Raw genomic sequence first — 23,552 nt, 5'->3', positions numbered from 1 at the left:
GCCTGCCCGAGCCACCGGTGGCGCACCCCGGGTTACCCACCTGGCGGGACGCACGCGCCCCACCACCGGGTCAACGACTCACGCCCCGCCCTCGACCCGCAGCACGCTCGTCACCGACCGGACGATGTCCAGACCACGCAGCTCGTCCACCGTCGCGGCGAGCGCGGCGTCCGGCGCCACGTGGGTGACGATGACCAGCTCGGCGTCACCGGCCCGGCCGGTGGCGCCCGTCGACCCACCCGCCGAGCCCTGCCGCACGGTCGCGATCGACACGTCGTGCCGGGCGAACACGCCGGCCACCGCGGCCAGCACACCGGGACGGTCGGCCACGTCCAGGCTGACGTGGTAGCGGGTCAGCGCCTCACCCATCGGCCGCACCGCCAGGTCGGCGTACGCGCTCTCGCTGGCCGCCCGCACCCCGGCGAGCCGGTTGCGGGCCACCGCCACCACGTCGCCGAGCACGGCGCTCGCGGTCGGCGCCCCACCGGCACCCCGGCCGTAGAACATCAACTGCCCGGCCGCGTCCGCCTCGACGAAGACCGCGTTGAAGGCGTCGCCGACGCTGGCCAGCGGGTGGCTGCGCGGGATCATCGCCGGGTGCACCCGGACGCTGACCGTCTCCCGGCCGGCGGGGTCGACGCCCCGGGCCGCGATGCAGAGCAACTTGATCGTGCAGCCCATCGCCTGGGCGCTGGCCACGTCGGCGGCGGTGACCTCGGTGATGCCCTCCCGGTGCACGTCGGCGGCGCCGACCCGGGTGTGGAACGCCAGCGAGGCGAGGATCGCGGCCTTGGCCGCCGCGTCGAAGCCCTCCACGTCGGCCGTCGGGTCGGCCTCCGCGTAGCCCAGTTCGGTGGCCTCCTCGAGCGCCTCGGCGAAGCCGGCGCCGGTGGCGTCCATCGCGGAGAGGATGAAGTTGGTGGTGCCGTTGACGATGCCGGTGACCCGGTTGATCCGGTCCCCGTGCAGTGACTCGCGCAGCGGACGCAGCAGCGGGATGGCCCCGGCCACGGACGCCTCGTAGTAGAGGTCACCGCCGCCCTCGGCCGCCGCTTCGTGCAGCGCCACGCCGTCCTCGGCGAGCAGCGCCTTGTTGGCCGTGACCACGCTCTTGCCGGCGCGCAGCGCCTCGACCAGCCAGCCTCGGGCCGGCTCGATGCCGCCGACCACCTCGATCACCACGTCCACGTCGTCGCGCTTGATCAGGCCGAGCGCGTCGGTGGTGAACAGGGCGGGGTCGACCGGCAGGTCACCGCGGTCGCGGCCGAGCCGCCGGACGGCGATGCCGGCGATCTCCAGCGGGGCGCCGATCCGGGCGGCCAGGTCGCTCGCCTGCTCGTGCAGCAGCCGGACCACCTCCTGGCCGACCGTGCCGCAGCCGAGCAATGCCAAGCGCACAGGTGACGTCATCCAACATCCAATGCCAGCAGGTCCTCTTCGGTCTCCCGCCGGACGATCAGGCGTGCCTGGCCGTTACGCACCGCGACCACCGGCGGCCGGGGTACGTGGTTGTAGTTGCTGGCCATGCTGCGGCAGTAGGCGCCGGTGCCGGGCACCGCGACAAGATCTCCGGGCTGCACGTCGGCGGGCAGGAATTCATCCTTCACCACGATGTCCCCGGACTCACAGTGCTTTCCCACCACGCGGGCGAGCAACGGCTGCTCCGTCGAGGCACGGGAGGCCAGCGTCGCCGAGTAGGACGCGTCGTAGAGCGCCGTGCGGATGTTGTCGCTCATCCCGCCGTCGACGCTCACGTACGTCCGGATGCCGTCGAGGTCCTTGACCGTGCCGACCTCGTAGAGGGTGAACACGGCCGGCCCGACGATGGCCCGCCCCGGCTCGATCGACAGGTGCGGGAGGGCCAGGTTCTCCGCCGCGCACTCCGAGTCGACGATCTTGCGCAGCCGCTTGGCCAGGTCCTGCGGAGCGGCCGGGTCGTCCTGGGTGGTGTAGGCGATGCCGAAGCCACCGCCGAGGTCCAGTTCGGGCAGCTCCACCCCGCGCGCGTCGCGGATCTGCGCCTGCAGGGCGAGCACCCGGCGTGCCGAGACCTCGAACCCGCTGGTGTCGAAGATCTGCGAGCCGATGTGCGAGTGCAGCCCTCGCAGCTCCAGCACGTCCTCGTCGAGGATCTTGAACGCGGCGGTCGCGGCGGCGCCACCGGCCAGCGAGAAACCGAACTTCTGGTCCTCGTGCGCGGTGGCGATGAACTCGTGGGTGTGCGCCTCCACGCCGACGGTGACGCGGACCAGCACCCGGGGGCGTACCCCCCGCTCGCGGGCCAGCGCGGTCAGCCGGTCGATCTCGGTGAACGAGTCGACGATGATCCGCCCCACGCCGGCGTCCAGCGCCCGGCCCAGCTCGGCCACCGACTTGTTGTTGCCGTGGAAGCCCATCCGCTCCGGCGGCATCCCGGCCGCCAGCGCGGTGGCCAGCTCACCACCGGTGCAGACGTCGAGGTACAGCCCCTCCTCGGCGATCATCCGGACCACCGCCCGGCAGAGGAACGCCTTGCCGGCGTAGTAGACGTCCTCGGTCGGGAAGGCGGCCCGGAAGTCCCGGCAGCGTGACCGCAGGTCGTCCTCGTCCAGCACGTACACCGGGGTCCCGAACTCGGCCGCGAGGTCGCGCACGCTCAGGCCCGCGACGGCGACCGCGCCGTCGGCGCCGCGCGTCACGTTGCGCGGCCACAGCGCCGGCACGAGGGCGTTGACGTCGTCCGGGGTACGCAGCCAGGGCGGCCGGCTGCCGATGTCGCCGTGCAGCGCACCAGCCTCGTGTGCACGCATCAGGGACTACATCCTCTCGGGAGCGGACACACCCAGCAGGTGCAGCCCGTTGGCGATCACCGTGCGGGTGGCGTTGTTGAGCCAGAGCCGGGCGCGGTGCAGGTCGGTGACCTCCTCGTCGCCCAGCGGCAGCACCCGGCAGTTGTCGTAGAACCGGTGGAAGGAGGCGGCGACGCTCTCCTCCAGGTAGCGGGCCACCCGGTGCGGCTCCCGCAGCTCGGCGGCCGTGGCCACCACCGCCGGGAACTCGGCGAGCGCCTTGAGCAGCTCGTTCTCCTTCTCGTGCCCGAGCAGCTCGGGGCGGAAGTCGTCGGCGTCGCCCTGGAGCAGCCCCACCTCGGCGGCGTTGCGGGCCACGCCCGCCGTCCGGGCAGCCACGTACTGCACGTAGTAGACCGGGTTGTCGCGGGTGGCCCGCGTCCACAGCTCGATGTCGATGTCGATCGGTGAGTCGCTGGAGTAGCGGGCCAACGCGTACCGGGAGGCGTCCACCCCGATCGCCTCGACCAGGTCCTCCAGGGTGATCACCGTGCCGGCCCGCTTGCTCATCCGCACCGGGGCGCCGTCGCGCAGCAGGTTGACCAGCTGCCCGATGAGGATCTCCAGGTTGCGCTCCGGGTCGTCACCGAAGCAGGCGGCCATCGCCTTCATCCGGCCGATGTAGCCGTGGTGGTCGGCGCCCAGCATGATCACGACCCGCTCGAAACCGCGCTCCCGCTTGTCCAGGTAGTAGGCGCAGTCCGCGGCGAAGTACGTCCACTCGCCGTTGGACTTGCGCAGCACCCGGTCCTTGTCGTCACCGAAGTCGGTGGTCCGCAGCCAGGTGGCGCCCTCGGACTCGTACACCTGGCCCTGCTCACGCAGCCGGGCCAGGGCGAGGTCCAGCTCACCCCGGTCGTGCAGGTCCTTCTCGTTGAAGTAGGTGTCGAACTCCACCCCGAAGTCGCGCAGCGAGGAGCGGATCTCGTCGAACATCAGCGCGACGCCCTCGACCCGGAACACCTCCTGGGCGGCGTCGTCGTCCATGGTCAGCACGTCCGGCCGGCGGGCCTGCACCTCCGCGGCGATCTCACCGATGTACGCCCCGCCGTAGCCGTCCTCCGGCGCGGACTGACCCTTCGCGGCGGCGAGCAGCGAGCGGGCGAACCGGTCGATCTGGGACCCGGCGTCGTTGAAGTAGTACTCCGTGCCCACGTCGGCGCCGGTGGCCCGCAACAGCCGGCTGAGCGCGTCACCGACGGCCGCCCAGCGGACCCCGCCGATGTGCACCGGGCCGGTCGGGTTGGCGGAGACGAACTCCAGGTTGATCTTCTCGCCGGCGAGCCGGTCGCTGCGGCCGTACTCCGCGCCGGCCTCGACGATCACCCGCGCGAGCTGACCGGCGGCGGCCGCGTCGAGGCGGATGTTGAGGAAGCCCGGCCCGGCGATCTCCACCGACTTGACCCCGGGCGCGCGACCCAGCTCGTCGGCCAGGGCGGCGGCCAGATCACGCGGCGGGACGCCGACCTTCTTGCTCAACTGCAGGGCGAGCGTGGAGGCGTAGTCGCCGTGCTCGGGGTTGCGGGGTCGCTCCACCGCCGTACGCTCCGGCAGCGCGGCCTGGTCCAGGCCCCGCTCGGCGAAGACGGCGTGGGCGGCGGCAAGGACGACCGAGGCGAGTTCTGCAGGAGTCACCCAGCCATGTTATCGGGGGTAGACTCGGGCACTCGGCGGCTACCCTGCGCGTCATCCGGCCCGCCACTCCCCTGACCGACCGACCTGACGAGGCACGATGAGCATCAGCACCCCGGGCGGCCCTGAGCGCCGCCCGACCGTGGTCAGCACCGGCAAGAAGCCGGCCGCGGGCCGGCCGGCGTCCGGCGCCAAGGCCGGTTCCGGCAAGCCGGCGAGCACTCCGCGGGCAGGTGGCAAGGGTCCCCGCAAGCCGATCGCGCCCGTCAAGGTGAGCCAGGGCCGGGCCTGGGGCCCGATCGCGCTCTTCGTCGCCGTGGGCGTGCTCGCCGCAGGCATCATCGGCTACGGCGCCTGGGCCTCGTTCCAGGGCTCCAAGCCGTGGGACAAGCGGGCCAACGCCATCGACGGCATCGTCAACATCCGCAAGTCGGACCCGGACAGCCTGAAGTACGAGGCGCACAAGTCCGGCCCGCTGACCTACAAGTACTCACCGCCGGTGGGCGGGGTGCACAACGCCGCCTGGCAGAACTGCATGGGCGACGTCTACGACGCCCCGATCGCCAGCGAGCACGCGGTGCACAGCCTGGAGCACGGCGCCGTGTGGATCACCTACCGGCCGGGTCTGCCGCAGGACCAGATCGACAAGCTCGCCGGCAAGGTGCGCGGCGTCGAGAAGATGATGCTGAGCCCGTACGAGGGTCTGGACAAGCCGATCTCGCTCCAGGCGTGGGGCTACCAGCTCAAGGTCGACAACGCGGACGACAAGCGGATCGACGAGTTCATCAAGGACCTGCGGGTGAACGCCTCCGTCGAGGGCCCGACCGCCCTGTGCAACACGGGCATCACGGCCACCGGCACCACGCCGCGTGAGCTCCAGCAGCAGCCCACCCAGTAAGGACGGCGATGACTGCTCCCGCCACGACGGACACCGAGCACGACGAGGCACCGGGCGCCCCGGACGAGGGCGTCCGGGCACCGGTGCGGCGCTACAGCCTGCTGGCGCTGGCCGCCATGCTGGTGGTGGGCCTGCTGCTCGGGTATGCCGGCGGCCTGCTCACCCCGGGGCTCACCCGGCCCGGTGACACCTCGGTCGAGGCGGGCTTCGCGCGGGACATGACGACCCACCACAGCCAGGCGGTCGAGATGAGCCTGACCGCCTACCGGTCGGCGACGCTGCCCGAGGTGCGCCAGATCGCCGTCGACATCGCCACCGGGCAGCAGGGTGAGATCGGGGCCATGCAGACCTGGCTGCGGCAGTGGGAGCTGAGCCCGACCGGGTCGCAGCCGCCGATGTCGTGGATGTCCGACGGGGCTTCGGTCAAGAACGGGCTGATGCCGGGCATGGCCACCCCGCAGGAGATGGCCGCGCTGCGGGACGCCCAGGGCATCGAGGTCGACCGGCAGTTCCTGAAGCTGATGATCAACCATCACCTCGGCGGCATCCACATGATCGACGCGGCACTCGGCGAGACGGACAACGCCGAGGTGCTCCGGGTGGCGCAGACCATGAAGGCCACCCAGCAGAGTGAGCTGAACAACCTCCGGCAGCTCCAGGCGCAGGCCAAGGGCTGACCCACCGCACGGCCACATCGGGCCCGCGTAACCGCCGTACACCGGCGGGGCGCGGGCCCGTGCCGTGTGGGAAACCGCCCATCCCGTCCTTAACGTCCCGTATGGGTGTTTTGGGTGGTCCAACCGATTACGTTGCTTAGAGAGTTTTCTCCGCACATATCGTGACCAGTTGCGATTCGGGCTCGTTGCGCAGGACGTGGGGGTTGCACTCAGAGACGCACGGCGTTCGGTCACCAGCTGGTGCCGACGCCACACCATCGGCGGTGACGGGGCGGTGGCAGCCGTCCGTCGCGGACAGCGGCAGGGCGAGCCGGGAATGCTCAGCCGCGAACAGGAACTCGAACTGATCGACGTGCTCCGGGGCGTCCACCCCGACGAGTTCGACATCGACGAGGAGCTGTGGACGCGGCAGAGCCTCGGCACGCTCATCCAGCGCCGGTTCGACGTGCCGCTGGACGCGGGGGCGGTCGGGGCGTACCTGCGGGCCTGGGGGTTGGGTCCGCGGGAGCCGCGCGAGCGGGCCTGCGGGCTCTGCGTCAGCGCGGTCGAGCGGTGGGTACGCAGCGAGTACCCGGCGATCACCCGGGCCGCACAGGAGCACCTCGCCGAGGTCTACTGGATGGGGCGGGTGCGGTTGCGCGGCACCATGCCGGCGGCCGACGTGATCTCCGCCGTCTCGTCCCGCGGCCGGGTGCGCTTCATGATCACCACTCCGACGGTGGACCCGCCGCTCCCCCGCGACTTCGTGCTGCGGCTCAGCGGCGAGGAGCAGCGCACCGTGCACCTGATCGTGGACGGCTCCTGGCCACGCAACGAGTGGCCACGGCGACTCCCCCGGCGGATCGTGCTGCACCCGCTGCCCAGCTGCGGCCGGGCGGTCGCCGCCTGACTGTTTCGGGCACTCGGGCGGCCTGACCACCAGGGCGATCGGGCGGTCGGCGACACGATCGGGTCACCGGATACCGATTCGGCGTTCGCGGAGGAGGTTTGCTAGTCTTCTCCAGTCGCTGAGCCCCCGTAGCTCAGGGGATAGAGCACCGCCCTCCGGAGGCGGGGGCGCAGGTTCGAATCCTGCCGGGGGCACCACCAGAACACCGAAGCCCGGGCCGTTGGCCCGGGCTTCGCCGCTTCCCAGGCCACCACCACACTGCGCCGAGCCCCACGATCGCGCCCGATGCTGGAAGTAGTGGCCTCGCGGCATCGACGACCCCACTGTTTCCTGGATCGAGGGCGATCTTCCCGCGCGCCGGGCCGCTCGGCGCTTCCTCGAATCTGTTAACAACCCTTGATATTAAACGTCACGAACGTCAATATGTGGAGGTCACGGGTCGTCGAAGCCTGGGGAGTGAGCCATGAGAAGCCGTCGGATTTTCGCAGTGGTGGCCGGGGCGGCGATGACCGTGGCCGCCGCCGTCGCCTTCGTCCCCAGCAGCGTGGCCGCCGTGTCCTCGGCGGACGCCGTCCCGATGGTCGTCTGCACCGCGCCGGCCTGGGCCGAGGGCAGTACCTACCCGGCGGGCGCGCAGGTCACCTACGGCGGCCGGCTCTACCAGGCTCTGGTCACCCACACCGCACACCCCGGCGCCGGCTGGAACCCGGCCTCGACCCCGTCGCTGTGGCGTGACCTGGGCGCGTGCTCGGGAAGCACCCCGCCGCCGACCACGCCACCGCCACCCACCACGCCACCGCCGCCGACCACGCCACCGCCGACCACGCCGCCACCGCCGACCGGTGGGACCTGCGCGGTGAAGTCGCGGCCCGCCGGCAAGGTGCTGCAGGGCTACTGGGAGAACTGGGACGGCGCCTCCAACGGCGTGCACCCCGGCCTCGGCTGGATCCCGATCACCGACAGCCGGCTCGGCCAGCACGGCTACAACGTGATCAACGCGGCTTTCCCGGTGATCCGCGCCGACGGCACGGTGCTCTGGGAGAACGGCATGGACGCCGGCGTGAAGGTGGCCACCCCGGCCGAGATGTGCCAGGCCAAGGCCGCCGGCGCAACCATCCTGATGTCGATCGGTGGGGCCGCGGCGGGCATCGACCTGAGCTCCAGCGCGGTCGCCGACCGATTCATCGCGACGATCGTGCCGATCCTGACGGCCTACCACTTCGACGGCATCGACATCGACATCGAGACCGGCCTGACCGGTAGTGGCAACATCAACACCCTGTCCACGTCGCAGGCCAACCTGATCCGCATCATCGACGGAGTGCTGGCCCGGATGCCGTCGAACTTCGGCCTGACCATGGCGCCGGAGACGGCCTACGTCACCGGCGGCAGCGTGGTCTACGGCTCGATCTGGGGTTCCTACCTGCCGATCATCAAGAAGTACGTGGACAACGGCCGGCTCTGGTGGCTGAACATGCAGTACTACAACGGCAGCATGTACGGCTGCGCCGGCGACTCGTACCCCGCCGGCACGGTGCAGGGCTTCACGGTGCAGACGCAGTGCCTGAACAACGGCCTGACCATCCAGGGCACCACCATCCGCGTGCCGTACGACAAGCAGGTCCCGGGCCTGCCCGCGCAGACCGGCGCGGGCGGCGGCTACATGTCGACGTCGCTGGTCACCCAGGCGTGGAACGGCATACCCGGCCTCAAGGGCCTGATGACCTGGTCGGCGAACTGGGACGGGTCGAAGGGCTGGACGTTCGGCGACAACGTGAAGCGCCTGCAGGGACGCTGAGAGGTCAGCCGGCTTCGCGGCGGGCGCGAGCCCGCCGCTTGCCCTCGTGCATGGCCTGGACGCGGGCCACCGGAATGGTCCGCCCCTCCGCCACCAGGTCGGCGGGGAGCTGCTGCGGCGCCGGCATCAGCGCCGCCCACGGGTCGCCGTCGGCCACCAGCGACGGCACGGTCCGGATGGTGAAGTCCGCCGGGGTCACCTCGGTCAGGTCGGCCCAGTCGACCGGGAAGGAGACCGGCAGCCCGGGTCGCAGCCGTGGGCTGTAGGTGGCCACGACGGTCGCCCCGCCGGAGCGGGTGGCGTCCACGAAGACCCGGCCGCCCCGGTCCTCCTTGATGTACGCCGTGGTGGCCACCGCCGGGTCGAGTCGCTCGGCGCGGACGGCGAGCGCCCGCGTGGCGGCGGCCAACTCCTCCGCCGTGGGCTCGCCGGCCACCGGGACGAACACGTGCACCCCCTTGGCGCCGCTGGTCTTGACCGCGCCGGTCAGGCCGGCGTCTGCCAGCGCCCGGCGGACCAGCAACGCCGCGGCCACCGCCGCGCCGAACCCGTCACCCTCCGGCGGGTCCAGGTCGAGCACCAGATGGGTCGGGCGGTGCAGGTCCGGTGCGGTGGCCAGCGTCGGGTGGTACTCCACCGCCCGCTGGTTGGCGAACCAGAGCAGGGTGCGCCGGTCGTCGCAGAGGGCGTACGAGACCTCCCGGTGCGACGCCTCCGCCCAGACCGGCACGCGGCGGACCCAGTCCGGGGTGTAGCGGGGCAGGTTCTTCTGCATGAACGGCGGCTGGCCGGGTCGGACCCGGATCACCGACAGCGGTCGGTCCCGCAGCTGCGGCAGGATCCGGTCCCGGACCGCGTCGAGGTAGTCGACCAGGTCGCGCTTGGTCGCGTCGTCACGGTCGGACAGCCGCTGGTCCAGGTTGGTCAGGGCCACGCCGTCCCGGGTCTCCTCAGCCTCACTCACCCGCTCACCCTCCCGGCACCGGCGTCGTCGGTCAACTGCACGTGCCGATCGGCGTCGGCGCGCCGGGTGCCGGGCAGCGTGGTCAGCGCCACCAGCAGTGCGGCGACCACCAGGGCGGCGGCGACGGCGAACGCCGTCCGGTAGCCGCCGGCCAGCGCGGCCGTCTCGGCCCAGCCGACGGCCCGCAGTCCGTCGGTGCGCGCGGCGGCCAGGGTGGCCAGGGCCGCCAGCCCGACCGCGCCGCCGACCTGCTGGGTGGTGTTGGCCAGCCCGGACGCGAGCCCGGCGTCCGCGTCGGTCGCGCCGGCCATGGCCAGCGTGGTGACCGCCGGCAGGGTCAGGCCGCCGGCCAGCCCGAAGATCAGCATCGCGGGGAGAACGTCGGCGAGGTAGCCACCGTCGGCGGCCAGCCGGGCGAGCAGCAGGAAGCCGACGGTTGCCAGGCCGAGCCCGGCGAGCAGCACGGCCCGGGCACCCCACCGGGCGATCAGCCGGCCAGCCAGCCCGAGCGACACCACGGCGATCACCACCGGGGTGGGTAGGAAGGCCCAGCCGGTGGCGGCCGCGTCCAGCCCGAGCACCAGTTGCAGCTCCACGGCGAGCAGGAACTGGAAGCCGAAGAACGCGGCGATCGTGAGGAACTGCACGGCGTTCGCCGCGACCAGGCCCGGGACGCGCAGCACCCGGGCCGGCAGCAGCGGGGTGGCAGCCACCCGTTGGCGCATGGCGAACCCGCCGAGCAGCAGCACCGCGAGCGCCGCCGCGCCGAGGGTCCGTGGGCTGGTCCAGCCATGCTCGCCGGTCCCCACGATGCTCAGCACCGCGGCCATCAGGCCGGCGGTGGCGAGCAGCGCGCCGGGCAGGTCGAGGCCCGCCCGCAGGCCGATCCCCCGCTCGGCGGGGAGCCGGCGGACGGCGGCGAGCAGGATGACCGCCCCGATCGGGAGGTTGACCAGGAAGATCGACCGCCAGCCGGCCAGGTCGGTGAGCACCCCACCAGCCACCGTGCCGACCGACGCCCCGGCCGCTCCGGTGAAGCTGAACACGGCGATCGCGCGGGCCCGCTCGGCCGGCTCGGGGTAGAGCCGGACGATCATGCCGAGGCTGACCGCCATGGCCAGCGCGCCGCCGACGCCCTGGCCGAAGCGCGCGCCGACCAGCAGGCCGGGCCCGGTGGCGACCGCGCAGGCCAGCGAGGCCAGGGTGAACAGCGCGACGCCGGCCAGGAAGACCCGCCGCCGGCCGAGCAGGTCGCCGAGGCGGCCGGCGAGCAGCAGCAGCCCGCCGAACGCGACCAGGTAGGCGTTGACCACCCAGGCCAGGCCGGCGGCGGTGAAGCCCAGATCGCGTTGTACGGCGGGCAGCGCCACCGAGACGACGCTGCCGTCCAGAATGATCATCAGGCTGCCGGCGCAGAGCACGAGCAGTGCCGGCCAGCGAGCCGGGACGACGGGGTCCATGGAAAGCCTCCTTGGTGCACGGTTTGTTACCGACGACATCGTCTGTGACCATGAGCGGGAGCGGAAGGAGGCACTGTGATGTCCCAGAGGAACAGCGATGTGTCCGCGCTGGTGGAGGCCGAGCTGACCTGCGCGGCGGAGAACGTGCCGTTCAGCACGGGTCAGGCCCGGGCCTGCACCGTCCGCGAGGTGCTCGACCGGGTCGGCGGGAAGTGGAGCATCAGCATCCTCGTGTCCGCCTCGAACGGCCCGGTGCGCTTCACCGAGCTGGAGCGGCACATCGAGGGGATCAGCCGCCGGATGCTCACGCTGACCCTGCGCAACCTGGAACGCGACGGCCTGTTGCACCGCACGGTCTATCCGACCGTCCCGCCGAAGGTCGAGTACACCGCCACCCCGATGGCCCTGGAGCTCTACGAGTCGCTGGTGGCCCTGACCAGCTGGGCCGAGCGGCACCGCCGGACCATCGCCGAAGCGCGTACCAGGTACGACCGGGAGCACGCCGGCTAAACCGGACCGGGGTGTGGGCAACGCCACGCGCCAATCTGACCGATCGGTCAGGCTCTGACCGATCGGTCAGGCATGCTGGTCTACGGAGGTGGACCGGTGATGGCCAGAGCGGTGTCCGAGACGCACGGCGAGATCCTCGCCGCGGCGGCGCGACGGTTCGCGGTGACCGGCTACCGGGGCACCTCGCTACAGGACATCGCCCGCGAGGTCGGCTGCTCCAAAGCCACCGTGCTCTACCACTTCGCCAACAAGGAAGCCCTGCTCGCCGAGCTGATGGCGCCCGCCATCGCGGTGCTGCGGGCCCTCGACGACCAGCTCACCGGGCTGACCGGCGCGGCCGCCCAGCAGGCCGCCGCGGTCGGCTTCGTCGACCTCGCGGTCCGTTTCCGGCGCGAGATCGCGCTGCTCCGGGGCGAGTTCCCGGAGCTGCTGTGCCAGCCGGCCTTCGCGCACATCCAGCAGATCTCCGAACGGCTGCGCGACGCGCTGGCCGGGCACTCCGACCGGCCCGGCGCCCGGATCACGGCGCTTGTGCTGCTGGCCGGCATCTCCGAGGGGTGCGCCGAGTTCGTCGACGTCCCCGACGACGAGCTGCGCCCCGCCCTGCTGACCCTCGTCCGGCGGGCCCTCGAACCCGTCGACGCATCCCTGCCCCAACCACCCACGACCGAGGACAAGGAAACCTGATGGCCACCCTGCTCTACCGGCTCGGCCGGGGCGCGCTGCGCCGGCGACGGCTCGTCGTCGCGCTCTGGCTCGTCGTACTCGTCGTCGCCGGCCTGGCCGCGGCGACCCTGCGCGGCCCGACGGCGAGCAACTTCACGATGCCCGGCACCGAGAGCCAGCGCGCGCTCGACCTGCTCGCCGAGCAGTTCCCGGCGGCCAGCGGCGCCACCGGCACCATCGCGGTCAAGGCACCCGCGGACGTCCAACTGGCCAGCCCCCAGGGCCAGGCCGTGGTGCAGGAGCTGGTCAAGCAGGCTTCCACGCTGCCCGGCGTGGTCGGTGCGGTCGACCCGTTCCAGGTCGGTGCGGTCTCGCCCGACGGCCGGTACGCGCTGGTCCAGGTCCAGTTCGCCACCGGCGCGGACGAGGTGACCGACGCGCAGCGCACCGCGTACGAGGAGGTCGGGGCGTCGGCCGAGGCGCAGGGTTGGCAGGTCGCCCCGGGTGGTGAGGTGCTGGGTGGTGAGCCGGAGATCGGCTCCACCGAGGCGCTCGGCGTGCTGGTCGCCGCGATCGTTCTGATCATCACCTTCGGCTCGCTGGTGGCGGCCGGGATGACCATGCTCAACGCCCTGATCGGTGTGGGCGCCGGCATGGCCGGCCTGTTCGCCCTGAGCAGCGTCGTCGAGTTGACCAGCACCGCGCCGATCCTGGCGCTGATGCTCGGCCTCGCGGTCGGCATCGACTACTCGCTGTTCATCACCTCCCGGCACCGGCAGAACCTGCTCGACGGCCTGTCCCCGGAGGAGGCGGTCGGCCGGGCCGTGGGTACCGCCGGCTCCGCCGTGGTCTTCGCCGGCGCCACCGTGGTCATCGCCCTGGCCGGTCTGGCCGTGGTGGACATCCCGTTCCTCACCGTGATGGGTCTCGCCGCCGCCGGTACGGTCACCGTCGCCGTGCTCGTCGCGATCACCCTCCAGCCGGCACTCCTCGGCTTCGCCGGCCGCCGCGTGCTCCCCCGCCGGCTGCGCCCGGTCGCCGCCGACGGCACGGGCGACAGCGCACCGGACGCCACCGAGCGGACGCTCGCCGAGACCGCGCCGAACGAGGACCGGTCCGGGTTCGGCTTCCGCTGGGCGCGACTGGTCACGCGGTTCCGCGTACCGGTCATCCTGGTCGGCCTGCTCGGCCTGGGGCTGCTCGCGCTGCCCACGCCGGACATGCGGCTGGCCCTGCCGGACGCCTCGACGGCGGCCGTCGGCTCGCCCGCCCGGGTGTCGAGCGACCTGACCACCGAGGGTTTCGGGCCGGGCTTCACCGGCCGGCTCGCGGTCGTGGTCGCCGGCGACACGCCACAGGCCACCTCGGCCGCCGTGCCGCAGGTCACCGCGCTGCTCCAGCGCACCGAGAACGTGCTCGCGGTGGCGCCGCCGCAGCTCAGCCCCGACGGCCGGACCGCGCTGCTCGGCGTGGTGCCGAAGACCGGCCCGACCGACGAGGCCACCGAGACCCTGGTGCACGAGATCCGTGACTCGGTCGGCGGGATCCGCGGCGCGGACGTGCTGCTCACCGGCGCCACCGCCATCGGCATCGACGTCTCCGAGAAGCTCTCCGACGCTCTGCCGATCTACCTGCTGCTGGTGGTCGGGCTCTCGGTGCTGCTGCTGATGCTGGTGTTCCGCTCGCTGCTGGTGCCGGTCAAGGCCGCGCTGGGCTTCCTGCTCACCGTCGCCGCCACGTTCGGCATCACGGTGGCGGTCTTCCAGCAGGGGCACCTCGCCGACCTGGTGGGCCTGGACACCCCGGCCCCGCTGATCAGCTTCCTGCCGATCCTGCTCATCGGCATTCTGTTCGGGCTCGCCATGGACTACGAGGTGTTCCTCGTGTCCCGGATGCGGGAGGACTTCGTGCACGGCGAGTCCGCCCGGCAGGCCACGATCAGCGGCATGGGCCACGGCGCCCGGGTGGTCACCGCCGCCGCGCTGATCATGATCTCGGTCTTCGGGGGCTTCGTCTTCCTGGAGGACCCGGTGATCAAGTCGATGGGCTTCGCGCTCGCCGTCGGCGTGGCCATCGACGCCTTCGTGGTCCGCATGACCATCGTCCCCGCGGTGATGTCACTGCTCGGTGACCGGGCCTGGTGGCTGCCCCGCTGGCTGTCCCGCGCCCTGCCGAACGTGGACATCGAGGGCGAGGGCCTGCGTACCCACCTCACCGACCGCACCCCCACCCGGGTCTGACCCACCGCCGTGGAGGTGTGGTGGCTCCCGGCCACCACACCTCCACGGCGACAGCCTGGTCAGACGCCGGCCGGGTAGGTCTCCATCTCGCCCGGCGTGGCCGGGGCGGGCAGCGGGTGCAGGGCAGTGGTCTCGTCGCACCAGATGAAGGCGTCGTAGCGTTCGCCGAGGCGCGTCGGCACGTAGTTGCCCCAGGACTCGAAGGACGGGTCGTAGACGACCCCGATCGCCCGGTGGTCCGCGGTGCCCGTGACCCAGCCCGGCTGGTCCTCTCCGCCGAAGACCAGGACCGCCCGATCCGGCATCAGCTCGTGCATCCGCCGCTCGATCGACCCCTCCCGGGCCGGCGGCACCACCATCGCCTCCGGCGGTGAACCCCAGCGCGGTGCGGCGATCGTCGTACCGCGGTAGCTGCCGAAGCCGATCAGCGTCACCGCGTTTTCGCCGTGCCGCTCCCGGGCCAACTGGCCAATGTTGATCATCCCGTCGGCGGCCATGTCGGTGGCCCGGGCGTCCCCGACGTGCGTGTTGTGCGCCCAGACGATCCCCCGGGCGTCCGGCCCGTACCGGTCCAGCAGCCGGTCGAGGGTGTCCTGCATGTGGGTGTCGCGAATGTTCCACGAATCCGGCCCACCGGCCACCATCGCCCGGTAGTAGCGCTCCGCGCCGGCCACCACCTCCGCGTTCTGCCAGGCCGAGAAGCGGTCCGGGCCGTCGGAGAGGGCATGTTCGCGGGTCCGGGCCAGCAGCCGGACCACCTCCTCCTCACAGCGGGCGGAGACGAACCGGCTGGCCGCGCCGTACTCCTCGACCCGCTTGCCGTACGGCTCGAAGCACCGGTACGCGTCCTGCGCGGCCTCCAGCGAGGTCGGATCCTCCTCCCCCAGGTAGTCGAAGATCGCCTGCATCGACTCCCAGAGGCTGTACACGTCGAGCCCGTGAAAACCGGCCCGTTGATCCTCCGGCCGCTCCACGTTCCACGCCCGCAGCCAGCGGCAGAACCGGGCCACCTCGGCGTTCGCCCACATCCAGGTCGGCCATCGCTCGAACCGCTCCAGCGCGGCCTGCGGATCGAGCGCCCCTCCCGGCGCGGCGGTGACCGAGCGGTGCACCCGGTCGCAGTCCGGCCAGTCGCCCTCCACGGCCACGAACGAGAAGCCGCACTCGGCGATCAGCCGGCGGGTGAGTTGCTCGCGCAGCCGGTAGTAGTCGTAGCTGCCGTGGGTGGACTCGCCAATCATCACCACCCGGGCGTCCCGGACGCGCTCCAGCAACGGGTCGAAGTCGCTCGGCGCGCCGAGCCGCTGAACCAGCATGCCAGCGGCTACCCGGCGGCCGCTGCGACAAACCGTCGGCGCGCCGCCGGCGACACGCCGTCCGCAGGCCGCCGGGTCGCCCGGTGTACGCGTGGAGCCAGCGGGTAGCCGGCCGACATGACCGTCACCGGGGTTCAGTTGCAGGAGTACCTGGCCGGGCTCGACTACCCGGTCTCCCGCGAGGACCTGGTCCGCTGGGGGCAGGAGAACGGGGCCAGCACGGCGCTGTTGCAGGTGTTGCGGGCGTTGCCGGCTGAGCAGTTCGAGTCGCCCGACGAGTTGAGCGCCGCGCTGGCCACCCTCGCCTGACCTGGCCGCCTCCCGAGGAACGGTCATCGCGCGTGCAGCAGACGGAACAGCACCAGCCACTGTTCGGGCCAGACGTACCCCACCGGCAGGTCCGACGCGATCCGGGTGGCCCGCAGCGCCGCCGCCACCCGCGACGGCGGGTGATGCCGGCGCAGGGTCGCGGCCAGCGAGCCGCCGACGCCCTCGAAGCCCAGCGCCACCAACCGCTGGTACGCGGGCAGCGCGGCCACGGGTAGCAGCGGTTCCGCCCGACGCTCGATCCGCAGGATCCCTGCTTCCACCGCCGGCACCGGCCGGAACGCGTGACGCGGCACGCGCCCGGCCAGCCGCCAGCCGAACTCCGGCCAGGTCGACACGGTGAGCCGGGTCCAGCGGCCGTAGTCGCCACTGCGCCGGCGGGCGTACTCCAGTTGGGTGAGCAGGGTCGCCGAGCGCAACCGGGATGCGGCCAGGCACCACCGCACCACGGCCGAGGTCAGCGACCACGGAATGTTGCCGACCACCGCGAACGGCTCCGGCGGGGGCTCGGCGGCCAGGAAGTCGGCCTGTCGGTGCTCGACGGTGGGCAGGGCCGCGCAGACCGCGGCCAACTCCCGGCCCACCGCCGGGTCCACCTCGTACGCGATCAGCCGCTCGCAGCGGGCGGCGAGCGGCCGGGTGAGCTGGCCGCGACCGGCGCCGACCTCCAGCAGGAGCCCGGCCGGATCGGGGTCGGCAGCGCGGACCACCCGTGCCACGGCGGCCGGGTCGGCGAGGAAGTTCTGACTGAGTACGCGACGGGACCGGTCGCGTTCGGTGGGTCGGGAGTTGCGGGGCGCCACGGGTCTTCGTCCTGTCTGTCGCCGCTGGGCGACGGGCTGGACAGGCAGCCGGAATTCCGGGCCTGTCCGAGTGGATCTGGACTCGGACGGCCCTGGACGATGGCGTGGGACGCGGCGGTGCGGCAGCAGGGGGCGACAGCCCCGGGTGCGGCGGCAGAGGTGAGCCGATCAGCGGCGGCAGGGCTCAGCCCTGGCTCGCCGCGCGGGTGAGCCGATCAGCGGCGGGTCGCGTCCCGGCCGGCCAGGGCCGGACGCCGGACTCGCGGGCGGGACACCAACATGGGGCCCCAGGCGGCCGGCGTACCGACCCCCGTGATCAGGGCATGCGTGAACATGCCGCCACCCTAACCACGCCCCATCCCACCCTCCACCCATTTCCCGCCTCCCCCGCCCTCTCCCCGGTGATCATGAAGTTGGCGGCGCGACACGCCGTGCCCGGCGTCGCTAACTTCATGATCAGCGGGGAGGGGGGCGGGGGGCGGGGGCCGTTAGGGGATGGGGACGGGGATGGTGCGGGATTCGGTGCGGGCGGTTTCGGCGGCGGCGAGGATGCCGACGACCTCGCGGCCGAAACGTACGTCGCAGCGGTGGTCGCGGGTGCCCGCCTGAACCTGCTCGATGAGCTGGTCGATCGCCACGCCGAACGCCGTGGCGGCGTCGTTCTCGCCCACCGGGACGGTCTCGACACCGTTCTCGCCGTAGAAGACGAACTCCCGGGCCATCGCCTCGCGCGGTGCGTCCAGGGAGAGCGAGGCGCTGCTGGTGGCGCCACCGTCATGGGTGAACAGCAGGTGCACCATCCCGCTCGGGCCGTCCATCGCGGCCACCTGGGTCACCCGGCCCAGCACCGGCAGGATGATCGAGAGCGCGTGCGGTGCGATGTCCCAGAGCGCGCCGTGCTCGCGGCGCCACAGCGAACCGCCGTACGGGCTGCCCTCGTGGAAGATCGACGCGAACGCGGTGGTCCGGCCGTGCTGCCAACCTCCGGCGGCGGCCGTCGCGGCGAGGAACGCGGTCACGTTCGGCTGGAAACGCTGGGTGAAGAAGATGACCGACGCGACCCCGGACGCCTCGGCGGCGGCGACCACCCGGTCGGCGTCGGCGACGGTGAGCGCCAGTGGCTTGTCCAGCAGCAGGTGCCGGCCGGCGGCGGCGGCACGGACCGCGATGTCGGCCTGGATGTTCGGCGGCAGCGCGACGGCGACCGCGTCGCATACGTCGAGCAGTGCGTCGACGTCGGCGAACGCCGGCACCCCGTACCGCTCGGCCAGCGCGGCGGCCCGCTCCGGGTTACGCCCCCACACCCCGACCAGCTCCGCTTCCGGGTGTGCGTGCAGCGCCTTCCCGTGCGTCTCGATCGCCCAGTGACCGGTGCCGAACAAGCCGAACCGCAGCACGTGTACCTCCGCCGTTTCCCCTGACCGCGGCGACGCCACGGGCGTGATCCACGCTAGTCGCCCCACCAGGCGTGCCGGCAGCGGGTTGACCAACCGGGGCTCCTCGGTGTCCCGCGCGGGCGGGCGGAGCCGGAGCCTGAGGGTATCCGTCGAGCTGCCCCGGATCTGGGGCATCGACCTGGGCCACTCGGCAGACTGCCCCGTTCGTGGCGCAGCTCGACAGCGAGCGGCGGAGACAGCGAGGCGGCGAGGCGGCGTCAGCCGGTTACTACGACGGTTAGTAGGCTGTGCCGGTGACCGTGGCAACGACCGGGTGGTTCCGGTGACCAGCGTAGGCACCGACTCACCGGTGGACGGGATCCTGGCGACGGCGTCCATCGTGCTGTCGCTGCTCGTCGCGGTATGGGCGCTGGTGGCGGCGGTACGCCACCGGCCGCCGGACCGGGTGCAGTTCGTCGGCCTGGGCGTACTGGAACTGGCGTTGCTCGCGTTGAGCGTGCTGGCGCTCGTCGCGGTCGGCGGTGGGGACCGGCCGGGCGAGCCCGGAGCCTTCTTCGGCTACCTGGTCACGCTGGTCTGCCTGCCACCGCTGGCCTGGGTGCTGGCGCGGATGGAGCCGACCCGCTGGGGTTCGGCGATCGTCTGCGCGGTCTGCCTGGTCGCCCCGGTGGTGGTGGTCCGGTTGCAGCAGACCTGGGAGGTGCTCGGTGGTTGAGACACGACCGGCGCGGCGCGCCACGAACACCGGCCCGGGGCGGCTGCTGATCGCGGTCTACCTGCTCTTCGCCATCGCGGCGACGAGCCGGGCGGGCCTGCAGATCGCCACGAAGTTCGACGAGGCGCCGGTGGCGTACCTGCTCTCCGGGCTGGCTGCGCTGGTCTACATAGTGGCGGCGGTGGGGCTGGCCCGCGCCGGGCACACCGGCCGGCGGCTCGCGCTGGCCTGCTGCTCCGTGGAACTGGTGGGCGTGCTCGCGGTCGGCATCCTGAGCCTCGCCGACAGGGAACTCTTCCCCGACGAGACGGTCTGGTCGCAGTTCGGCAGCGGGTACGGCTACATCCCGCTGGTGCTGCCGGTGCTCGGCCTGGTCTGGCTCTGGCACACCCGCCGCGACACCGCCTGAAGGACAGCACCGCCTGACCGACCGCACCGCGTCGAGGACGCTCCGCTGTGGACGGAGCGTCCTCGCCCGGACTGCCGGTCAGTCCCGCGGGCCGCCGGCGACGTAGATGACCTGGCCGGAGACGAACCCCGCCCCCTCGCTGGCCAGGAACGAGATGGTGTGCGCGACGTCCTCCGGCCGGCCCGGGCGGCGTACCGGGATCTCGGCGGCGGCGTGCTTCTGGAAGTCCTCGAAGTCGACCTTCATCCGGGCGGCGGTGGCCGCGGTCATGTCGGTGACGATGAAGCCGGGCGCGACCGCGTTGACGGTCACCCCGAACGGCCCCAGCTCGATGGCGAGCGTCTTGGTGAAGCCCTGGAGGCCGGCCTTGGCGGCGGCGTAGTTCGCCTGACCCCGGTTGCCCAGCGCGGAGGTGCTGGAGAGGTTGACGATCCGCCCCCACCGGCGGTCCACCATGTGCTTCTGGGCGGCCTGGCTGAACAGGAACGCGCCGCGCAGGTGCACGCCCATGACCGTGTCCCAGTCCGCGTTGGTCATCTTGAACAGCAGGTTGTCGCGGAGCACGCCGGCGTTGTTGACCAGCACGGTCGGCGCGCCCAGCTCGGCGGCGATCCGCTCCACGGCCGCCTCGACCTGCGCCCGGTCGGACACGTCGGCGCCCACGCCGAGCGCCCGGCCGCCGGCGGCGGCGATGGCGTCCACCGTCTCCTTGGTCGCGGTCTCCTCGATGTCGACCACGGCGACAGCCATCCCGTCGGCGGCCAGCCGCCGGGCGGTGGCCGCGCCGATACCGCGCGCGGCTCCGGTGACGATGGCGACGCGGGACTCCTCCGACATGATTACCTCCCGGTAACGTGGGGTCGATCGGAGGAGCTTAACGTCAACAGGCCGACCCTCGGCATAGGCGAATCCACCGGTATCCGTGGCCGGAGACCTTCACCGCGCCGAGCTTGCCCAACTCGCCGTAGCCACGGTCGGCGAGCACGTCGATCGGCAGGTCGGCCTCCGGCTCGAGACTGCTGAGGTCCACCTCGACGTCGTCGGTGCCCAGGTTGTGCACGAAGACCATCGTCCCGGTCGGCCCGTCGGCCCGGTGCGCCAGCACCCCGGCCGGCATCGCCACGTCGATGTGGGTGGTCGAGCCGGAGCCGACCTCCGGCGCCTCGCGCAGCGTCCGGATCATGCGCTCGAACCACGCGAGCAGCGACTTCGGGTCGCCGCGCTGGGCGGTGACGTTGACCTTCTGGTAGCCGAACTCACCCTTGTCGATCACGGGACGGACCAGCTTCTCCGGGTCCGCCGTGGAGAAGCCGGCGTTCGGCTGGTACGACCACTGCATCGGGGTACGGATCGCGTCCCGACCGGGCAGCGACAGGTCCTCGCCCATCCCGATCTCCTCGCCGTACCGCAGCACCGGAGTGCCCCGGAGCGAGAACTGCAGGGCGTACGCCAGTTCGATGCGACGCCGGTCGTTGCCGAGCATCGGGGCGAGCCGGCGGCGGATGCCCCGGTCGTAGATGCGCATGTTCTCGTCCGGGCCGAACTGCGCGTACACCTGGTTGCGCTGTTCGGTCGTCAGCCGGGACAGGTCGATCTCGTCGTGGTTGCGCAGGAAGGTGGCCCACTGCCCGCCGACCGGCAGCTTCGGGGTGTCGTGCAACGCGTCGATCAGCGGCTCCGGGTCCTCGCGGGCCAGGGCGAGCATGAGTCGACCGTTGAGCATGAAGTCGAAGAGCATGTGGATCCGGTTGCCGGAGCCGCTGGCGTCGCCGAAGAACGTCGGCAACTGGTCCGGCTCGACGTTCGCCTCGGCCAGCAGGACGGCGTCGCCGCGTCGCCACTGCACGTGCTGGCGCATCTCGGTGAGGAACTCGAAGTCCTTCGGCGAGTTCGGGTTGCCCGGCTCGGTCAGCTCGATGATGAACGGCACCGCGTCCATCCGGAAGCCGGAGACACCGAGCTGGAGCCAGAACGACATGATCTTCTTGATCTCCGCGCGGACCGCCGGGTTGGCGAAGTTGAGGTCCGGCTGGAACTTGTAGAACCGGTGGTAGAACCACGCCTTGGCCGTCCGGTCGTAGCTCCAGGTCTCGTTCTGCTCACCGGGGAAGACCATGCCCTGGTGCCGGTCGTCCGGCTCGGTGTCGGACCAGACGAACCAGTCGCGGTACGGCGAGTCCGGCGAGGAACGGGCGGACTGGAACCACGGGTGCTCGTCGGAGGTGTGGTTGACCACCAGGTCGATGATCACGCGGATGCCCCGGTTCTGGGCCTGGTGCAGCAGCTCGGCGAAGTCGCCGAGGGTGCCGAAGCGCGGGTCCACGTTGTAGAAGTCGGTGGCGTCGTAGCCGTCGTCGCGGTTGGGCGAGGGGTGGATCGGGTGCAGCCACAGGCACGTCACCCCCAGCCGGGCCAGGTAGTCCAGCCGGCCGATCAAGCCGCGGATGTCACCGACCCCGTCGCCGTCGGAGTCGGCGTACGTGTCGATGTCGAGGCAGTAGACGACGGCTTCGGAGTACCAACGGTCACCCATGCCGGAGAAACTTCTCCGGTTGATCATCGCGGCAAACCCGCTCCGGGCGGCCGGCGCCCGGAGCCGACCGGTTCCGGCCGGTACCGTGCGGGTCATGGAGATCGACCTCGTACCGCCGAGCGAACCGTTGGACTGGACCCGGGGCGACTGGCTGCACCAGCCGGTGCGCGCCGAGGAGGGCCCGGCCGGTGAGCTGGTCATCGAACCGGCGGCGGAGAGCGACTTCTGGCGGCGGACCAGCTACGGCTTCGTACACGACAACGGGCCGGCCCTGCTGGCCCCGCTGCCCGCCGGCACCGCCATGGAGGTGAGCTTCCGGCTCGACCTCAGCGGGCAGTTCGACCAGGCCGGTGCGCTGGTCCGGGTGGACGAGCGCAGCTGGGTGAAGGCCGGCGTGGAGATGAGCGACGGGGAGCTCCAGCTCGGCGCCGTGGTGACCCGGGAGTTCTCCGACTGGTCGGTGGCGCCGGTGCCGGAGTGGGCGGGCCGGGAGGTGACCGTCCGCGTCAGCCGGGCCGGTGACGCACTGACCGTCCGTGCGCGGGTCGACGGCGAGCCGTGGCGTCTGGTCCGGCTCGCCCCGCTGGACCCGACGGTCGAGGTCACCGCCGGCCCGTTCTGCTGCGCTCCGGTCCGCGCCGGCCTGACCGTGGTGTTCACCGGCTGGCGACAGGGGCCGGCCGACGCCGCGCTGCACCCGGAGCACTGACCGGCACGACAGCGTGGCCGGGCTCACCGGCAGGTGTGGCCGGGCACCGATCGGGTATGACCATCCGATCCCCCGGCAACCGACGCGGAAGGACGACCATGGCGCTCGCCCAGAATGTCGACCCGGCCACGTTCACCGGGTTGACCGGTTGGGTGGCCACCGTGATCGAGGGCATGGGGCCGGCCGGGGTGGCGCTGCTGGTGGCGTTGGAGAGCATCGTCCCGCCCATTCCCAGCGAGATCGTCCTGGCGCTCGCGGGTTACCTGGCCAGCGAGGGCCGGTTCAACGTGGTGCTCGTGGTGCTGGCCGCGACGGTCGGTTCGCTGGTCGGCGCGCTGGTGCTCTACTGGCTCGGCGCGGCGCTGGGTGAGGAGCGGCTCAAGCGCTGGCTGGACCGTATCCCGCTGGTGGACCGCGACGACCTGGAGAAGGCCGACCGCTGGTTCGAGCGGCACGGCCGGTGGGCGGTGCTGATCGGCCGGGTGGTGCCGGTGGTCCGTAGCCTCGTCTCCGTTCCCGCCGGGGCGAACCGGATGCCGCTGGGTGAGTTCATCGTGCTGACCACGATCGGCAGCGGCGTGTGGAACAGCCTCATCGTCGGGGCCGGCTACGCGCTGGGGAGCCGCTGGCAGGACGTCGAGCGGTACAGCGACTGGTTCAACTACGGGATCGTCGCGGTCTTCGTCGTCATGGTGGCCGGCTGGGTGGTCCGCAAGATGCGCCGACGCCGGGGACGCGACGACCGGCGGTCGGTGACCGCCGGTCGCTGAACCACGTTCCC

The 23,552-nt window shown here is 72.2% G+C and carries 21 protein-coding genes, 1 tRNA gene and 2 pseudogenes; 14 read left to right on the top strand and 10 right to left on the bottom strand.

The features are described 5' to 3' along the window. Positions 1-78: 78 nt before the first annotated feature. Genes M8C17_RS23475 through argS form a run of 3 tightly spaced genes read right to left on the bottom strand, consistent with a single transcriptional unit; the run spans position 79 to position 4,463 of the window. Positions 79-1,398, bottom strand: a complete 1,320-nt coding sequence (locus M8C17_RS23475) for a homoserine dehydrogenase (protein WP_252418821.1) — start codon at positions 1,396-1,398, stop codon at positions 79-81. Positions 1,399-1,406: 8 nt separating this feature from the next. Further along, entirely contained in the window at positions 1,407-2,789 is a 1,383-nt protein-coding gene (gene lysA / locus M8C17_RS23470; RefSeq protein ID WP_252418725.1) for a diaminopimelate decarboxylase, read from the bottom strand. A gap of 6 nt (positions 2,790-2,795) precedes the next feature. After that, positions 2,796-4,463: an arginine--tRNA ligase gene (gene argS / locus M8C17_RS23465; protein WP_252418724.1), complete on the bottom strand. Its 1,668-nt coding sequence runs from the start codon at positions 4,461-4,463 to the stop codon at positions 2,796-2,798. Positions 4,464-4,560: 97 nt separating this feature from the next. Between argS and M8C17_RS23460 the strand changes: the two genes are divergently transcribed. From M8C17_RS23460 to M8C17_RS23440, 5 genes are all read left to right on the top strand, one after another. Then, positions 4,561-5,358 (top strand): DUF3105 domain-containing protein, encoded by a 798-nt coding sequence (locus M8C17_RS23460; protein WP_252418723.1) that lies wholly within the window; start codon positions 4,561-4,563, stop codon positions 5,356-5,358. Between the two features lie 8 nt (positions 5,359-5,366). Then, positions 5,367-6,035, top strand: a complete 669-nt coding sequence (locus M8C17_RS23455) for a DUF305 domain-containing protein (protein WP_252418722.1) — start codon at positions 5,367-5,369, stop codon at positions 6,033-6,035. 196 nt (positions 6,036-6,231) lie between these two features. Then, positions 6,232-6,924: a winged helix-turn-helix domain-containing protein gene (locus M8C17_RS23450; protein WP_252418820.1), complete on the top strand. Its 693-nt coding sequence runs from the start codon at positions 6,232-6,234 to the stop codon at positions 6,922-6,924. A 122-nt stretch (positions 6,925-7,046) separates the two neighbouring features. Then, positions 7,047-7,121 (top strand) — tRNA-Arg (locus M8C17_RS23445). Between the two features lie 266 nt (positions 7,122-7,387). Beyond that, a complete protein-coding gene (locus M8C17_RS23440; protein ID WP_252418721.1) occupies positions 7,388-8,722 on the top strand; it encodes a carbohydrate-binding protein in 1,335 nt (444 codons plus the stop codon). Positions 8,723-8,726: 4 nt separating this feature from the next. Here the strand turns inward: M8C17_RS23440 and M8C17_RS23435 are convergent, their stop codons facing one another. Both M8C17_RS23435 and M8C17_RS23430 read right to left on the bottom strand, forming a co-directional pair. After that, positions 8,727-9,686 (bottom strand): DNA polymerase domain-containing protein, encoded by a 960-nt coding sequence (locus tag M8C17_RS23435; RefSeq protein WP_252418720.1) that lies wholly within the window; start codon positions 9,684-9,686, stop codon positions 8,727-8,729. Then, entirely contained in the window at positions 9,683-11,146 is a 1,464-nt protein-coding gene (locus M8C17_RS23430) for an MFS transporter (protein ID WP_252418718.1), read from the bottom strand. The genes M8C17_RS23435 and M8C17_RS23430 overlap by 4 nt, the downstream gene beginning before the upstream one ends. 75 nt (positions 11,147-11,221) lie before the next feature. Here M8C17_RS23430 and M8C17_RS23425 point away from each other — a divergent pair, with 75 nt between their 5' ends. The 4 genes and pseudogenes from M8C17_RS23425 to M8C17_RS32350 form a co-directional block, all read left to right on the top strand. Continuing rightward, positions 11,222-11,656 (top strand): helix-turn-helix domain-containing protein, encoded by a 435-nt coding sequence (locus tag M8C17_RS23425; protein ID WP_252418716.1) that lies wholly within the window; start codon positions 11,222-11,224, stop codon positions 11,654-11,656. Positions 11,657-11,755: 99 nt separating this feature from the next. Beyond that, positions 11,756-12,343 (top strand): TetR/AcrR family transcriptional regulator, encoded by a 588-nt coding sequence (locus M8C17_RS23420; RefSeq protein ID WP_252418714.1) that lies wholly within the window; start codon positions 11,756-11,758, stop codon positions 12,341-12,343. Further along, a pseudogene (locus M8C17_RS32355) lies at positions 12,343-13,407 on the top strand (MMPL family transporter); the annotation flags it as partial. The gene M8C17_RS23420 and the pseudogene M8C17_RS32355, both read left to right, overlap by 1 nt. 12 nt (positions 13,408-13,419) lie before the next feature. Beyond that, positions 13,420-14,562: pseudogene (locus M8C17_RS32350) on the top strand (MMPL family transporter); the annotation flags it as partial. A 59-nt stretch (positions 14,563-14,621) separates the two neighbouring features. On the opposite strand, the gene M8C17_RS23410 reads toward M8C17_RS32350, so the two are convergent. Next, positions 14,622-15,878, bottom strand: coding sequence for an erythromycin esterase family protein (locus M8C17_RS23410; RefSeq protein ID WP_252418712.1), 1,257 nt, complete (start codon positions 15,876-15,878; stop codon positions 14,622-14,624). Positions 15,879-15,995: 117 nt separating this feature from the next. Between M8C17_RS23410 and M8C17_RS23405 the strand changes: the two genes are divergently transcribed. Continuing rightward, complete coding sequence (locus tag M8C17_RS23405; RefSeq protein ID WP_252418710.1) at positions 15,996-16,187, top strand: DUF2795 domain-containing protein; 192 nt, start codon at positions 15,996-15,998, stop codon at positions 16,185-16,187. A 23-nt stretch (positions 16,188-16,210) separates the two neighbouring features. Here M8C17_RS23405 and erm read toward each other — a convergent pair whose 3' ends face one another. Together erm and M8C17_RS23395 are read right to left on the bottom strand one after the other, a co-directional pair. Then, positions 16,211-17,008 (bottom strand): ErmE/ErmH/ErmO/ErmR family 23S rRNA (adenine(2058)-N(6))-methyltransferase, encoded by a 798-nt coding sequence (gene erm / locus M8C17_RS23400; protein WP_252418708.1) that lies wholly within the window; start codon positions 17,006-17,008, stop codon positions 16,211-16,213. A gap of 488 nt (positions 17,009-17,496) precedes the next feature. Next, positions 17,497-18,405, bottom strand: coding sequence for a Gfo/Idh/MocA family protein (locus M8C17_RS23395; protein WP_252418707.1), 909 nt, complete (start codon positions 18,403-18,405; stop codon positions 17,497-17,499). A 322-nt stretch (positions 18,406-18,727) separates the two neighbouring features. Between M8C17_RS23395 and M8C17_RS23390 the strand changes: the two genes are divergently transcribed. Beyond that, positions 18,728-19,120, top strand: coding sequence for a hypothetical protein (locus M8C17_RS23390; RefSeq protein ID WP_252418705.1), 393 nt, complete (start codon positions 18,728-18,730; stop codon positions 19,118-19,120). Next, positions 19,113-19,529: a hypothetical protein gene (locus M8C17_RS23385; RefSeq protein WP_252418704.1), complete on the top strand. Its 417-nt coding sequence runs from the start codon at positions 19,113-19,115 to the stop codon at positions 19,527-19,529. The genes M8C17_RS23390 and M8C17_RS23385 overlap by 8 nt, the downstream gene beginning before the upstream one ends. Positions 19,530-19,607: 78 nt before the next feature. Here M8C17_RS23385 and fabG read toward each other — a convergent pair whose 3' ends face one another. Both fabG and M8C17_RS23375 read right to left on the bottom strand, forming a co-directional pair. Further along, positions 19,608-20,366 carry a 3-oxoacyl-ACP reductase FabG gene (gene fabG / locus M8C17_RS23380; RefSeq protein ID WP_252418702.1) on the bottom strand — a complete coding sequence of 253 codons (759 nt, stop codon included), beginning with the start codon at positions 20,364-20,366 and terminating at the stop codon, positions 19,608-19,610. Positions 20,367-20,409: 43 nt separating this feature from the next. After that, complete coding sequence (locus M8C17_RS23375; RefSeq protein ID WP_252418701.1) at positions 20,410-22,062, bottom strand: alpha-amylase family protein; 1,653 nt, start codon at positions 22,060-22,062, stop codon at positions 20,410-20,412. 94 nt (positions 22,063-22,156) lie between these two features. Here M8C17_RS23375 and M8C17_RS23370 point away from each other — a divergent pair, with 94 nt between their 5' ends. Together M8C17_RS23370 and M8C17_RS23365 are read left to right on the top strand one after the other, a co-directional pair. Then, positions 22,157-22,771, top strand: a complete 615-nt coding sequence (locus M8C17_RS23370; RefSeq protein ID WP_252418700.1) for a DUF1349 domain-containing protein — start codon at positions 22,157-22,159, stop codon at positions 22,769-22,771. Between the two features lie 98 nt (positions 22,772-22,869). Further along, the gene (locus M8C17_RS23365; RefSeq protein ID WP_252418698.1) at positions 22,870-23,541 is read left to right on the top strand and encodes a DedA family protein; all 672 of its coding nucleotides are present in this window, start codon (positions 22,870-22,872) and stop codon (positions 23,539-23,541) included. Positions 23,542-23,552: the final 11 nt, after the last annotated feature.

Origin of the sequence: Micromonospora sp. RHAY321 (assembly GCF_023896955.1) — a bacterium.
Classification (GTDB): Bacteria; Actinomycetota; Actinomycetes; order Mycobacteriales; family Micromonosporaceae; genus Micromonospora.
This window is presented reverse-complemented; position numbering and strand designations above follow the sequence as displayed.

Bases quoted from the DNA above. Each gene is read 5' to 3' on its own strand.
- lysA (WP_252418725.1), bottom strand. From the start codon at position 2,789: ATGCGTGCACACGAGGCTGGTGCGCTGCACGGCGACATCGGCAGCCGG.
- M8C17_RS23460 (WP_252418723.1), top strand. From the start codon at position 4,561: ATGAGCATCAGCACCCCGGGCGGCCCTGAGCGCCGCCCGACCGTGGTC.
- M8C17_RS23455 (WP_252418722.1), top strand. From the start codon at position 5,367: ATGACTGCTCCCGCCACGACGGACACCGAGCACGACGAGGCACCGGGC.
- M8C17_RS23440 (WP_252418721.1), top strand. From the start codon at position 7,388: ATGAGAAGCCGTCGGATTTTCGCAGTGGTGGCCGGGGCGGCGATGACC.
- M8C17_RS23430 (WP_252418718.1), bottom strand. From the start codon at position 11,146: ATGGACCCCGTCGTCCCGGCTCGCTGGCCGGCACTGCTCGTGCTCTGC.
- M8C17_RS23420 (WP_252418714.1), top strand. From the start codon at position 11,756: ATGGCCAGAGCGGTGTCCGAGACGCACGGCGAGATCCTCGCCGCGGCG.
- M8C17_RS23410 (WP_252418712.1), bottom strand. From the start codon at position 15,878: ATGCTGGTTCAGCGGCTCGGCGCGCCGAGCGACTTCGACCCGTTGCTG.
- M8C17_RS23405 (WP_252418710.1), top strand. From the start codon at position 15,996: ATGACCGTCACCGGGGTTCAGTTGCAGGAGTACCTGGCCGGGCTCGAC.
- fabG (WP_252418702.1), bottom strand. From the start codon at position 20,366: ATGTCGGAGGAGTCCCGCGTCGCCATCGTCACCGGAGCCGCGCGCGGT.
- M8C17_RS23375 (WP_252418701.1), bottom strand. From the start codon at position 22,062: ATGGGTGACCGTTGGTACTCCGAAGCCGTCGTCTACTGCCTCGACATC.
- M8C17_RS23370 (WP_252418700.1), top strand. From the start codon at position 22,157: ATGGAGATCGACCTCGTACCGCCGAGCGAACCGTTGGACTGGACCCGG.
- M8C17_RS23365 (WP_252418698.1), top strand. From the start codon at position 22,870: ATGGCGCTCGCCCAGAATGTCGACCCGGCCACGTTCACCGGGTTGACC.